Genomic DNA, 12,902 nt, shown 5'->3' with positions numbered 1-12,902 from the left:
ACAGTCCGATCCAAACCGGAGCATGAGGAACCGTTGAAATACATCTCGACACGTGGCGCTGCGCCAGTTCTTGACTTTGATGATGTGCTGCTGGCCGGGCTTGCCCGCGATGGCGGCCTCTATCTGCCGGAAAGCTGGCCGACATTTTCTGCTGATGAGATACGCGCCCTTCAGGGTAAACCCTATACCGAGATTGCCCGGAAGGTGATTACGCCCTTTGTGGCCGGCAGTATTGATGATGCAGATCTGAAACGCATTATCGAGACCACCTACGCCGCCTTTCGTCATGATGCGGTCGCTCCCCTGAAACAGCTTGGCCCGAATGACTGGCTGCTGGAACTGTTTCATGGCCCGACGATTGCCTTCAAGGATTATGCCCTGCAGATGGTCGGGCATCTGTTTGACCATGTGCTCAGTCAGCGCAAGGAACGGGTAACAATTGTCGGGGCGACTTCCGGTGATACCGGCTCCGCTGCGATTGAGGCCTGCCGGGATCGTGACGCCATTGATATCTTTATCCTGTTCCCGAATGGCCGGGTTTCGGATGTACAGCGGCGGCAGATGACCACGGTGGCCTCCGGCAATGTGCATTGCATTGCCATTGAAGGTGACTTCGATGCCTGTCAGGACATGGTCAAGGCGATGTTCAATGACGGAGACCTGCGCGACCGGCTTCGGCTGTCGGCGGTGAATTCGATCAACTGGGCCCGGATCATGGCCCAGATTGTGTATTACTTCCATGCGGCGGTTGGTCTGGGTGCGCCGGACCGGCGTCTTTCCTTTGCGGTGCCGACCGGGAATTTTGGCAACATCTTTGCCGGCTATGCAGCCCGGGCAATGGGTCTGCCGATTGAAAAGCTGGTCGTTGGTTCCAATTCCAATGATATCCTGACCCGTTTCTTTGAAACGGATGAACTGAAGATGACCGGTGTCGTACCGACAATCTCGCCCAGCATGGATATTCAGGTTTCGAGCAACTTTGAACGTCTGCTGTTTGATGTCTATGGCCGCGATGCCGGTGAACTGGCAGAAGCCATGACCCGTTTCCGCAAGACCGGCAGTCTTGCCGTCTCCGGTAACCGGCTGACTGAAATGTCGGCATTGTTCTCTGCCTACCGGTTTGACGACAATCAGACCCGCGACATCATTCGTGATTTGTACCAGCGCACGGGTGAACTGCTTTGTCCGCACAGTGCCATCGGCGTTGCTGCCGGACGGGCCGGGCTTGAAGAAGACGGGGCGACGATGGTTTCGCTGGCGACGGCACATCCCGCGAAGTTCCCGGCGGCGGTTGAAGAAGCCTCCGGTATTCACCCGCCACTGCCGCCACATCTGTCAGATCTGTTTGACCGGGAAGAAAAGTTCACGGTGCTGCCAAATGACATTGCGGCGGTCAGCGCCTTTGTCACTGCGCGCACCCGGGCTGTACCGGCATGAAAGTAAATATCACCAGTCTTGATAACGGGCTGACCGTTGTTTCGGAAACGATGCCCCATCTGCAGACGGCAACTGTCGGCGTATGGGTTGGCGTCGGTGCGCGTGATGAACGGGCAGATCAGAACGGGGTCTCGCATATGCTGGAACATATGGCATTTAAAGGCACGTCACGCCGGGATGCCTATGCCATTGCAGCGGAGATCGAGGCTGTCGGCGGGCATCTGAATGCCTATACAAGCCGCGAGAATACGGCCTATTACGCCAAGGTTCTGAAGGATGACATGCCGCTGGCGACCGATATCATCGCCGACATTCTGCAGCATTCAGCCTTCGACCCGGTAGAACTGGAGCGGGAACGCACGGTCATTCTGCAGGAAATCGGACAGGCAGAAGATACGCCTGACGACATCATCTTTGATCATTTTCAGGAAACGGCCTTCCCGAATCAGTCGATGGGACGTCCGATTCTAGGCAGTGCCGAGCTTGTCCGGAGCTTCTCGCGGGACCAGGTCGCGGGCTACATGTCACAACATTACGCCGCGCCCGGTATGGTGCTGGCGGCGACGGGTAATCTGGATCACGCGGCACTGATTGATCTGGCCGAGACCCATTTTACCGGACTGTCATCAGATCCGGCGACCTTGCGCGAGGCCGCAGCCTATCAGGGTGGTGATTTCCGCAAAACGGACGATCTGGAACAGGTGCATTTCCTGCTGGGTTTCGACGGCGCGTCCTACGCCGCAGAGGATTATTATCCGGTTTCCGTGCTGGCCACCCTGCTGGGTGGTGGGATGTCGTCGCGGCTGTTCCAGGAAATTCGCGAGAAACGCGGACTGGTCTACAGCATCTACAGCTTTGCCTCCTCCTTCAGTGATAGTGGCATGTTCGGTGTTTATGCGGGCACCAGCCCGTCGGATATCGCCGAACTTGCGCCGGTGGTCTGTGACGAGCTGATGAAGGTGACACAATCGGTCGAGGACGAGGAAGTGGATCGTGCGAAAGCACAGCTCAAGGCTTCGATCATGATGTCGATGGAAAGCTCGGGCTCGCGCTGTGAGCAGATCGCACGGCAATGGCAGATATTCGGTCGTATTCTCGGTCCTGAAGAGATTCTTGCGCATATCGACGAGGTCGATGCCTCGATGGTCATCGCTGCGGCCCGGCGGGTTTTTGCCTCGCGTCCGACAGTGGCGGCGATGGGTGATCTGCGCGGGCTGGAATCCTATGACCAGATCACAGCCCGGCTCAGCTGATGTCAGGTCCGGTTGTCGCCCTGTTTCATACGGCGGATGTACATGTCGCAACCTTTGACCGGTTGTTCGGTGAACAGACTGTCGATGTGACGGTTCAGCATACGGTGCGCGCCGACCTGCTGGCTGATGCGGAAGCCGCAGGCGGGCCGACGGCTGAAATTCTGGCGGAGGCGGCGCGGGCAATGGCTGACCATGCCCTGCAATCCGGAGCTTCTGCTGGCCTTTGTACCTGTTCGACAATTGCCGAGGCTGCTGAACTGGCAACCCTGAGAGCCGGAGTACCGTTTCTGCGGGTGGATCGCGCCCTGGCAGAAGCGGCCTTCACCGCCGGATCACGTATCCTGATCGCTGCCTGTGTTCCGACCACCATCACGCCGACACTGGCGCTGTTTGAGACGGTAGCCGGTGAACGCGGCCTTGATCGGGACCTGCGCATCCTGCTGCTGGAACAGGCATGGCCTTTTTTCAAGGACGGGAACGAGGAAGCCTACGTAACGGCGATTGCCAGCGGGGTGTTTGAAGCCTTTGCTGAACGGCCCTGTGATGCGGTTGTTCTGGCGCAGGCATCGATGGCGATGGCTGAGCCGTTGCTGTCGGATCTGCCGGTCCCCGTTTTCTCCAGTCCCCGTCCCGCCGTTGCTGCGGTTCTGGAGCGGATAAAGAAATCTACCTGACGCCGAGTATCCCGACGCTGTGGACAATAATATCTGAGTCCGCATTGCTGACGGCCAGACCGCTGAAGGCATCCCGGAAAGCCACGTCGGTCACTTTCAGAACCTCCTTGCCATCCAGCATCACCTGCATCTGGCCGCTGGTCTGTCTGGTCCATTCCAGCCGGTGGGTCTTCTGGTCTTCAATGGTGATGGCGCTCTGGCCGCGTTCAATAACGGCCGTGCCGCGGCGGGCGGAAAGCCGTTGCAGCTCCAGCGGCTGGCCGGGGCTGTAGACAAGCCGGTAGCCGTTATCCGGGTTCTCTCCCTGATAGGGACCAATGGCGAACTGACCCTGTGCTTTCCATGAACTGAATTCCAACGTCAGGGCGAAGGCGTTGCTGATGGCGGCACTGGTTGTGATGACTGCCGGGCCGGAGGTGGTTGTGGTGGAGGTGCCATTCTGTGTCTGCTGGCCGCTTGCGGCACCAAGCAGGGCCCCAAGAATGGCAACCGCAGCATCCTTGCCGTCGACCGTCTGGTTTGATTGTTGCTGCCGGGTGCCACTCTGGCCTTCACTGCGCAGGCCCCAGTTCTGTTCGATGCGATATGTGCCACTGCGCACAACCCAGACAGGGGAGCGGGTGAAGTCGCCATCCGTAAAGCTGTCGTTCAGCACCGGCGACTGCCATGGCCGGTTGAAGCCATTTGCCAGATCGCGCAGGTCACGGAGAAAGCGCGGATCGGCCGCTTTGGCTTTTTCCGCTTCGTCGACCAGTTTGTTCAGCCGGTCCACAAAGCTCTGTACCTCGCCATTGTCGTTTCCGGAGCCGGGCGGCGACCATTTGGTATAGCCGGTCTGCGCCGAGGCGGGCAGGGCGATCAGGCAGCTCAGGGTCAGGATGCAGATAATTCGTAACATGATTATACTATAGCTTGTTTTGCGTTTAAGTGCGCCTGTAATTCAGGATAACCCTGTCTGATAGCTGCGCCGTAATCAATTTTTGACGATAACCGGATTCGGGAACAGTTAATGTCGCAACCCAGAGTGCCCCTCAGCCGTCTTTTCTACGCGATGGTGGTCATCACAGCGCCACCGGCGGTAGCGATTGTTGTGTTGCTGGCCGCCCGGCATATCGAACCCCTGATGGGTATCCTGATCGTCGCTTTTGTGGCAATTGCGGGAACGTTGCTGGTGCGTCCCTATCTCGCAGATGTGCGGGCCGCGGCCCGCTATGTCCGGCAACTGGCAGATGGTGAAACCCCGGAGACGCCGAAATTTACCTATTCAACCAGTGCTGAAGACCTGATCTCGGCGGCGGTTTATCTGCGCCGCACCATGCAGGCAAAAGCCATTGAAGCCGAGTTACGGCTGGGTGAGGAAGAAGCCCTGCTCGACAGCCTTCCCGACCCGCTGATGGTGCTCGACCGGCAGGGACGGATACAGCGCGCCAACAAGGCTGCACGCAACCTGTTTCTGGGCAGCCGGGGCGAGGTCAACCGGGAGCTTGCGGGCTTTGGCATTGCGGCTGTGCTGCGCGACCCGATGGCGCTGGAGGCAGTCGATGAGGTGCTTTATGGCGGTCAGGGCCGGACTGTGGATATCCAGCTGATGCAGTCACAGTCTGTCGAACGCAGCTTCAATGTGCGCATTGAACCGCTGCGGACGGACAAGACACCGGAAAGCAGCGCCATTCTGATCTCTCTCCACGATCAGACCGCTCTGAAGAAAGCGGACCAGATGCGGGCGGACTTCGTCGCCAATGCCAGCCATGAATTGCGGACGCCACTGGCCAGTGTCATGGGGTTCATTGAGACACTGCAGGGTCCGGCAAAAAATGACCCGGAAGCCGCCGCCCGGTTTCTGGAAATCATGTCGGGGCAGGCTCAGCGTATGTCGCGGCTGGTGCAGGATCTGCTGTCACTGTCACGTATTGAACTGAATGAACATCTGCCGCCGACCGAAGTGGTCGACCTTGCCCGGATCTGCGAGACGGTGGCTGACACGCTTCGTCCGCAGGCCGCAACCAATGAGATGCAGGTGATCATCGATTCCGGTCAGCAGGACAAAGTTGAGGTGCTGGGCGATGCGGATGAACTGACGCAGGTCTTTCAGAATCTGGCCGACAATGCGCTGAAATATGGCCGCAACGGTACGGAAGTGACGATCCGGCTGGAAGCCGACGCGGCTATACCCGCGGGGCACCGGGGCTATTTTCCTGCCGGGGCGACGCGGGTCTCCGTCATTGACCGGGGCGAGGGCATTGCTGAACAGCATCTGTCGCGCCTCACCGAACGCTTCTACCGGGTGGATACGGCCCGTTCGCGCCAGCTTGGCGGAACGGGGCTGGGGCTTGCGATCGTGAAACATATCATCAACCGGCACCGGGGTGTGCTGACCATCGACAGTGTTGCCGGTGAAGGCTCGGTTTTCAGTGTATTGCTCGCCCGTCCTGATCATCTGGCTGACGAATGAACACGTAATAATATTATAAAATTCTGGATTTCAGGGGGAAGTCCGGCATAGATGCCCCCATGACTGATACGCAAAAGATGGCTGAAACCCGACAATATGCCACGGGTGTTTTCATGCTCATCGCTGCGGGCCTGATTCTTGGTGCGGGTGGTCTTACCTACCGTGTGCTTGATACATCAGACCCCTGGGCGGTGGCTTTCGGACGTTCCCTGTTCTTCTGCATTGTCCTCGGGATTATTTGCCTGATCCGTTATGGCCGTCGTTTGCCGGCCCAGTTCATTGCCGCCGGCCTGCCGGGGCTGGTTGCCGGAATAGGTTTGTCGATGGCCTTTACCGGCTATACGGCGGCGATGCTGTCGACTACGGTTGCGGATGTGATGTTCATTCTGTCCGCTGGTCCGTTCTATGCGGCAGGCCTTGGCTGGCTGATCCTGCGCGAAAGTGTCAGCCGCCGCTCGATCCTGTTCATGCTGGTCGCGTTTTCCGGAATCATGGTGATGGTTGGCGGCGGTGTTGGCGGTGGCCGGCTGGAAGGTAATATCTGGGCGCTGATGGCATCACTTGGGTTTGCCATCGCGGTGGTGTCTATCCGGTTCCGCCCCGCAGTCGAGATGTTGCCGGCGGCGCTGCTGGGAGGTTTTATTGCCCTGATACCGGGCTGGGTGCTGATGTCGGATGCGCCGCTGACGGCCTGGGACTGGCAGTTGTTCGTGATCATCGGCGGTGTTCAGCTGGCGCTTGGTTTTGTGCTGATCACTTTTGGGTCACGCCATGTGCGGGCGGCTGAAACCCCCCTGCTGCTGATGACCGAAATCATCACGGCACCGCTCTGGGCGTGGGCTGCGGTTGGTGAAACACCCTCAGTCTCAACCCTTGTCGGTGGCGGAATCGTCTGTTTTGCCGTCATGGCGCAGGCAGTGATGCGCCTGCGGGAGAGCTGACCACAAGGCAAATGGTTTGACCGGGTTGCGGCCCCGGCTTATCTGGGAATGGGGGGTACAGACAAGCTAAGGGGAAATAACGTGGACAATCTGATCACGATTGAAAACGGCGAGCGTGTCACACCGACATTCTCGGTCGCGGAAATGACGCGCAGACTTGAGGGATTACGGAAGATCATGGCGGCACGCGAGCTTGATGCCGTGCTGTTTACCTCAATCCATAACATCAATTATTTCAGTGATTTTCTCTACTGCACGTTTGGCCGGACCTATGGTCTGGTGGTCACGGCGAACAGGGCGGTGACGATCTCTGCCAATATTGATGGCGGACAGCCGGGTCGACGTACTTTCGGTGATAATCTGGTCTATACCGACTGGCAGCGTGACAATTACTTCCGGGCCGTGCTGAAACTGATTCCGGATGGATCCCGGATCGGGATTGAAGCCGATCATCTGACCCTGCAGAACCGGGATAAGCTGGGGACGGCGCTTCCGACGGCAGTGTTCGAGGATGTCGCCGCTGATTGCATGCGGTTCCGCATGATCAAGTCGGATGAGGAAATCGCCCTCATTCGTCAGGGTGCACGAATTGCAGATATCGGTGGTGCAGCCTGTGCCGGGGCCATTGCGCCGGGCGTTCCGGAATATGAGGTGGCGCTTCAGTCGACACAGGCGATGGTGCGCGAGATTGCCCGCACATTCCCGCATGCGGAACTGATGGACAGCTGGACCTGGTTTCAGTCCGGGCTGAACACAGACGGGGCACATAACCCGGTTACCTCGCGCAGAATCGAGGCGGGAGATATTCTCAGCCTGAACTGTTTTCCAATGATCGCCGGTTACTATACGGCGCTGGAGCGGACCTTGTTTTCCGATCATGTCAGCGATGACCATCTGAAGCTGTGGAACGTCAATGTCGAGGTGCATCGCCGGGGACTTGAGCTGATCCGGCCGGGTGTGCGCTGTTGTGATATTGCCCGCGAACTCAACGAAATTTATGCGGCTCATGACCTGCTGCAATACCGGACCTTCGGTTACGGACATTCCTTTGGTGTCCTGAGCCATTATTATGGCCGGGAGGCCGGGCTGGAACTGCGCGAGGATATCGAGACGGTGCTGGAGCCGAATATGGTCATCTCCATGGAGCCGATGATCATGTTACCGGAGGGCCTGCCGGGAGCCGGCGGTTATCGTGAGCATGATATTCTGGTTCTGACTGAAGACGGCGCGGATAACATCACAGGTTTCCCGTTCGGGCCCGAGCATAACATTATCGCAAAGAACTGAACCGGCCTGTCAGGCAGAATCCAGCCAGCGGACGACATCATCCCGCCAGGGTCGCATATTCTTGTAGTCCAGCATTTCGTCGGGAAAAGCGGCCAGTGCGGTCGCCATTTCCCGGCGTGATGGTCGGTCATCGCTGATTGAGTTCAGCGGGTCGACAAAGGTTCTGATGGTGAACAGAACATCACCGCTGGTCAGCCGTTGCAGGCACTGTCGCTCGACACGGATCCAGAGACCATCCGGAATGTCCGGTGCGGCGGTGATGCCTGTGCGGAAATGGCCGCCGGGCTGGTACAGTTCCGGGTCCTGATGGAGGGACCAGTTGGCGCGCCAGACCGGGCGTTCCGGTTTCAGCATGTCGAAGAACCGGTCAACCGGGCGGGCCAGCTCCGCTTCATAATCCGGGACCGGTCCATGGATCGCGCGCAACGGCTTTCCGGCCTTTTCGGCAAGTGACCACCGACTTGGAAAACAAACCACGGCTGCGGCCAGTGCGTAACCCTCTGTTCCGACGCGCAGCAGGCAAAGGTCTTCCTGTACAAGCCGGGCCGCGGTGAGCAGCGGGTCATCCTGATCCAGCCGGATCTGGCGACCCGTCGCAGCACAGACCGCCAGCCGGCCTGAAAATCTATAGCTGTCCGGATGATGCCGGGTGAGCTGGTCAATCAGCCGGTCGAGGACTTCCTGTCCGGCAGCCCGGGTTTCTGCGGGGCAGAACGTGACATCAGAATGCTTGTTCTCCAGTAACTGTTCCCGCTGCATCATCTGGTCCCGGAAATCCGGTCCGGGTTGCAGCCAGTCCGCGATATCCAGCGGGCGCAGGCCCATGGCCGTTGCGCCGCGTCCTGACCGCCAGGGGTGATGGCGGGGGCTGAGCCCTTCACCGGTCATCGGGCGGGTATCAGCAGGGGGGCTGCGGGGTCATGGCGTCGCCAGTTCTCCAGCGCGGCAGGGCGGGATCTCACGGCATAGCAATAGGCGCAGCCATGCGGGCAGCTGTCATAGGCGCCAATATCCCGGGATTCGGCACAGAGACATCCCGGCCGGTTGCCTTTGGTCCGCCCTTTAAGTTCCTGCCCGGCGATCTCTGACAGCCGGTCCGCATCAATGCAGCGGGCGGGCGCGACTTCAGGAGAAGTCAGTTCCGATTGGGAACAGATGGTCAGGCGTTGCCCGTTTCCGGACGCAATATCTGCCAGGCGATGCAATATCTGGTGTTTCTCATCGACCGGGGGGTCACGCCAGCCAATCTTTTCAGTCGCCAGCTGCTGTTTCAGATTCCGCTCGGTCTTTTGGTAGAAGGTTGCGAAAGAGGTCGTCACTTCATCACAGACGCCACGCAACCGGTCAGAAATCGCTCTGAAATTGCTTTCATGCCAGTCCGTCGGGGTGATGTCGGTCAGCAGAATGGGGTCGTAGCGCCAGACAACACAGCGGGGATGGAGCAGGGCCAGTTGCCTGACCTGTTCGATGGCCTGTTCGACGGGAATGACCCGCTGATCGATCTGGCGGGGATAGCCGATGATTGTAAAGCTGACGGAAAACGGACGCTTTGCCGCAGACAGCCTGGTCAGTTGCGGCATCAGCGGGCCCGCATTGCGGGTCCAGAAGACAAAAGCACGGGCATCTTCTGCGGTCAGGGAGACGCGATAGGGTTTGCCGCTATAGGGGTTGGTTACTTCGCAAAATCCGGCCTTCAGGCGGGCCGAAAACCAGTCTGCATAAAAGGCCGGAATGTCAGTACGATAACTTGCCGAGATGATCATGACCGGCTGGCAGTCTATCAGAAAGATTGCGCGAAGACGATCTTCGGCGGGGTGATGATCAGCCCCAGCTCGATTTTTCACCGGCCCGTTTGGTGCTGACTTTGTACTCCGGCTTTTTCGGCAGGTTCGTCATGGTCGTCTCCTTCATCGGTTTGCCGAAGTAATAGCCCTGACCATAATCGATAAAGGAGTTCCGTAACAGTTCGACGGTTTTCACATCCTCGACATATTCGGCGATTGTCTTGATGCCGAGGTCGCGGCACATGGTGCCGATGGCGCGGATGAAGGGCTCACCGTGACGGGTGCCCTTGGCCGCGTCCCGGACATAAATGCCGTCGATCTTCACATAATCCACATCCAGTGCCCGGAGATACTGGAAAGTGGCGGCGCCGGCACCAAAGTCGTCGATACAAACCTTGCAGTTCAGCCCGCGGAACTGCTGGAGCGCTGCATTGCAGAGTTCGAGATCGGTGATTTCGGCAGATTCGGTCACTTCGATCAGCAACTGGTTGCAGATGGCACGGTTCTTGGTCAGCAGGCGTATCAGTTTTTCGATGAAGCTGCGTTTCGACATGGATATGCCGGACACGTTGACAGCAATATGTGCATCCTTGTTGCCCTTGATGCCCTGCGTCAGGATCCGCACGGCGTTTTCGCAGACGCTGACATCCAGTTCAGGGACGATACCGAATTCTTCTGCAAAGGTTACGGCTTCGAACGGGGCCTTGTATTTGCCATCCGTGAGCACCCGGCCAAGCGCCTCGTAATGATGCACTTTCCAGTCTTCCAGATGCACGATGGGCTGATAGAAAAAATGGAACCGGTTGTTGGCGATCATCTGCCGGAAGTCAGTTACCTGGGCCAGCGCCTGAACCATCATGTCTTCATAGCCGCTGGTCAGGTTTTCCATTGTGACCGGCTTGTTCGGGTCAGCAATGAACTTGCTGATGGCGTAGGTCAGCGCCTTTTCCATATCTTCATCGGACAGATCACCGCCATCGAGGCCGATGTCGCCGGTGCTGACTTTTATTCCCTCTCCCGTCGGGTCAAGGGTAACGGATGTTTCGGTAATTCTGGCTTTCAGGCTTTCCGTGGTCACGCTGGAGTCGTGAATGACACCGTACGTGCCATCGGCCAGTTTACCGACGGAATTGCCACCCACTGACCAGGCGCGCATCTGACTGCGCAGACCGTCGACCATGGTGCTGGCCTGATCGGCATCCATGCGTTTGTTCAGTGCGGCTTCATCCAGGGAAACCAGTGTCATACGGTAGTCTTCACCATATTCACCGCTTTCTTTCGCCCGTCTTTTGGCGATCTCGGTAAAGGCATCCCGGTCGATCTTGTCGAGATTTGAGATCTCATTGCCACGGGCCCGGCTGACCGTCAGGTGAGCACCACCGGATCCGGGCATTGTGAGGCCGGACAAACGGATGACGACAGTTGTGCCGTCAGCCTTCGGAATACGCAGAAGAACGCCGTCGCTGCGTCCGGCAGCCGTAATCCGTCGCAGGGTTTCATCGATGATCAGAACGTCGGTCGGATCAACCAGAGAGCGAACCTTTTTGCCGATCATGGCAGGTTCCGGATGGCCGAAAATCGCAGCTGACCGGCCAACACAATAGGTGATGATACCTTCAGAATCGATCTCGATCAGAACGTCAGACGCAGCAAAGGAGAAAGCGAGAAACCGGTCTCGCTGGGCCCGCATCGTTGCGTCGACATCTTTCGGGGACTGCATCTCTTCGACCACGTTCATTAAATCCAGAGAGTAAACTATACCGCTTGCCGTGCTTAAAAAACTGCGAGAACTGCCTAGATGCAATCCCCCAGGCTGAAGTTTTCTCCCTTTTCTGCATTGCTGCAAGAGATCCGACCATGCCGATAGACAGGTGACAGGCTGTACAATTCAGAACAGCCAGCACTTTTTAATTGAGTGGTGTACCGGAATAAATGATGTTTGCATGTTCGTGACGAAACATTTCCGAGAACAGTTCATACAATAAAAGTCTGTGAAATCAGGTTGGAAGGGAGATGCATCGGGCTGTCGGATGTGGCAATCTGGTGGCAGGTCATATTTGTGACAGAACCTGGGCAGGGTGTTCTGTCAGCAGAATATGCTGGCAATCGATTCATCCCGAAGGAGGTTTTATGTCAGAAGAAACGGTTTATTTTGTTATTGGTGCTGAATACAGAGACACGGATTTCCAGAACCTTGTCCCCGGAACGAGCGCAGTTCACGGCCCTTACAATAAGGCAAAGGCCGACAAGGTTTGGCAGGAACTGTCGATGGCGCGGGTTGATGAATGCATGGTGCGCTATCGTGTTGTTGACCGGGACCGGCTGGTAAACGGCCGTTTTTAACACAGATATACGCTAAAAGTTGCTCGCTGTCGGTCCTGCCGTCAGAGTGTGGCGAAGAGGACGTCATGGCAGAACGCATCAGTATTACGAACGTGAACTTTCTGGTCATTGACCGGAACGTGCATATGCGTGAGCTGCTGGTCAGTGTTTTGCGGACCCTGGGGGGCAAGGATATCCGTGCCGTCGGTACCTATGACGCGGCAAAAGAAGCTCTAAGTATCAAGCCACCGGAAATCATGTTTACCAGCTGGAAACTTGATCCGACGAACGGTGTCGAACTGACGCGCGAAATCAGGTGGTCCGGCAAGGAAGCGTTGCAGTTCACGCCGATCATCATGGTCAGCGGTCATGGTGAGGAAGAGAAGGTGCTGAAGGCGCGGGAAGCCGGCATCAACGAATTTGTTGTCAAACCTTACGCTGCAGCGACAATCCTGTCGCGCATGCATGCGGTGATTATGAAGCCACGGCAGTTCGTCAAGACGGAACAGTTCTTCGGGCCGGACCGTCGGCGGACAACAGCATTCGAATATTCCGGTGACGAACGGCGCTTCAGTGCAGATGACGAGAATGTTGTCAAAAAGCCCAAGAAAAAGGGTGAAATGTCGCAGCAGGAGATTAATGACCTGATGAACCCGGATGATGTTGAAGCGTCCCCGGAAGAGGACGGCGCGCATTTCGAAGCGGATGCCACCACGTCAGAAAAAGACAAACCGGCGGTTCAGGACGCCTGA

General features: G+C 57.6%; 12 protein-coding genes. 8 read left to right on the top strand and 4 right to left on the bottom strand.

Annotation, left to right across the window (positions count from 1 at the left end):
* Positions 1–33: 33 nt before the first annotated feature.
* The 3 genes from GH722_05420 to GH722_05410 are packed head-to-tail and all read left to right on the top strand — an operon-like array spanning position 34 to position 3,364.
* Entirely contained in the window at positions 34–1,437 is a 1,404-nt protein-coding gene (locus GH722_05420; protein ID MRG71199.1) for a threonine synthase, read from the top strand.
* On the top strand, positions 1,434–2,690 hold the full coding sequence (locus GH722_05415) for an insulinase family protein (protein MRG71198.1): 1,257 nt from the start codon (positions 1,434–1,436) through the stop codon (positions 2,688–2,690). Before GH722_05420 ends, GH722_05415 begins: the two co-directional genes overlap by 4 nt.
* Positions 2,690–3,364 (top strand): arylsulfatase, encoded by a 675-nt coding sequence (locus GH722_05410; protein MRG71197.1) that lies wholly within the window; start codon positions 2,690–2,692, stop codon positions 3,362–3,364. Before GH722_05415 ends, GH722_05410 begins: the two co-directional genes overlap by 1 nt.
* On the opposite strand, the gene GH722_05405 is transcribed toward GH722_05410, so the two are convergent.
* Positions 3,357–4,262, bottom strand: a complete 906-nt coding sequence (locus GH722_05405; protein MRG71196.1) for a hypothetical protein — start codon at positions 4,260–4,262, stop codon at positions 3,357–3,359. The two genes, GH722_05410 and GH722_05405, sit on opposite strands and share 8 nt — an antisense overlap.
* 111 nt (positions 4,263–4,373) lie before the next feature.
* On the opposite strand from GH722_05405, the gene GH722_05400 reads away from it, so the two are divergent.
* Genes GH722_05400 through GH722_05390 form a run of 3 tightly spaced genes read left to right on the top strand, consistent with a single transcriptional unit; the run spans position 4,374 to position 8,044 of the window.
* On the top strand, positions 4,374–5,816 hold the full coding sequence (locus tag GH722_05400) for a PAS domain-containing protein (GenBank protein MRG71195.1): 1,443 nt from the start codon (positions 4,374–4,376) through the stop codon (positions 5,814–5,816).
* A gap of 59 nt (positions 5,817–5,875) precedes the next feature.
* On the top strand, positions 5,876–6,757 hold the full coding sequence (locus tag GH722_05395; protein MRG71194.1) for an EamA family transporter: 882 nt from the start codon (positions 5,876–5,878) through the stop codon (positions 6,755–6,757).
* Positions 6,758–6,805: 48 nt separating this feature from the next.
* The gene (locus GH722_05390; protein MRG71193.1) at positions 6,806–8,044 is read left to right on the top strand and encodes a M24 family metallopeptidase; all 1,239 of its coding nucleotides are present in this window, start codon (positions 6,806–6,808) and stop codon (positions 8,042–8,044) included.
* Between the two features lie 9 nt (positions 8,045–8,053).
* Here GH722_05390 and GH722_05385 read toward each other — a convergent pair whose 3' ends face one another.
* From GH722_05385 to GH722_05375, 3 genes are read right to left on the bottom strand one after another with little or no spacing between them, the layout of a single operon-like run.
* Positions 8,054–8,932, bottom strand: a complete 879-nt coding sequence (locus GH722_05385; protein ID MRG71192.1) for a DUF3445 domain-containing protein — start codon at positions 8,930–8,932, stop codon at positions 8,054–8,056.
* Complete coding sequence (locus GH722_05380; protein MRG71191.1) at positions 8,929–9,807, bottom strand: DUF1848 family protein; 879 nt, start codon at positions 9,805–9,807, stop codon at positions 8,929–8,931. Before GH722_05380 ends, GH722_05385 begins: the two co-directional genes overlap by 4 nt.
* Before the next feature lie 58 nt (positions 9,808–9,865).
* A complete protein-coding gene (locus GH722_05375) occupies positions 9,866–11,566 on the bottom strand; it encodes an EAL domain-containing protein (protein ID MRG71190.1) in 1,701 nt (566 codons plus the stop codon).
* A 392-nt stretch (positions 11,567–11,958) separates the two neighbouring features.
* On the opposite strand from GH722_05375, the gene GH722_05370 reads away from it, so the two are divergent.
* Together GH722_05370 and GH722_05365 are read left to right on the top strand one after the other, a co-directional pair.
* On the top strand, positions 11,959–12,171 hold the full coding sequence (locus GH722_05370) for a hypothetical protein (GenBank protein MRG71189.1): 213 nt from the start codon (positions 11,959–11,961) through the stop codon (positions 12,169–12,171).
* A 65-nt stretch (positions 12,172–12,236) separates the two neighbouring features.
* Positions 12,237–12,902 (top strand): response regulator, encoded by a 666-nt coding sequence (locus tag GH722_05365; protein MRG71188.1) that lies wholly within the window; start codon positions 12,237–12,239, stop codon positions 12,900–12,902.

The organism is Alphaproteobacteria bacterium HT1-32, assembly GCA_009649675.1.
In the GTDB taxonomy this organism is placed as follows: domain Bacteria; phylum Pseudomonadota; class Alphaproteobacteria; order Rhodospirillales; family HT1-32; genus HT1-32.
This window is presented reverse-complemented; position numbering and strand designations above follow the sequence as displayed.

Bases quoted from the DNA above. Each gene is read 5' to 3' on its own strand.
- GH722_05415 (MRG71198.1), top strand. From the start codon at position 1,434: ATGAAAGTAAATATCACCAGTCTTGATAACGGGCTGACCGTTGTTTCG.
- GH722_05410 (MRG71197.1), top strand. From the start codon at position 2,690: ATGTCAGGTCCGGTTGTCGCCCTGTTTCATACGGCGGATGTACATGTC.
- GH722_05405 (MRG71196.1), bottom strand. From the start codon at position 4,262: ATGTTACGAATTATCTGCATCCTGACCCTGAGCTGCCTGATCGCCCTG.
- GH722_05400 (MRG71195.1), top strand. From the start codon at position 4,374: ATGTCGCAACCCAGAGTGCCCCTCAGCCGTCTTTTCTACGCGATGGTG.
- GH722_05395 (MRG71194.1), top strand. From the start codon at position 5,876: ATGACTGATACGCAAAAGATGGCTGAAACCCGACAATATGCCACGGGT.
- GH722_05390 (MRG71193.1), top strand. From the start codon at position 6,806: ATGGGGGGTACAGACAAGCTAAGGGGAAATAACGTGGACAATCTGATC.
- GH722_05385 (MRG71192.1), bottom strand. From the start codon at position 8,932: ATGACCGGTGAAGGGCTCAGCCCCCGCCATCACCCCTGGCGGTCAGGA.
- GH722_05380 (MRG71191.1), bottom strand. From the start codon at position 9,807: ATGATCATCTCGGCAAGTTATCGTACTGACATTCCGGCCTTTTATGCA.
- GH722_05375 (MRG71190.1), bottom strand. From the start codon at position 11,566: ATGAACGTGGTCGAAGAGATGCAGTCCCCGAAAGATGTCGACGCAACG.
- GH722_05370 (MRG71189.1), top strand. From the start codon at position 11,959: ATGTCAGAAGAAACGGTTTATTTTGTTATTGGTGCTGAATACAGAGAC.
- GH722_05365 (MRG71188.1), top strand. From the start codon at position 12,237: ATGGCAGAACGCATCAGTATTACGAACGTGAACTTTCTGGTCATTGAC.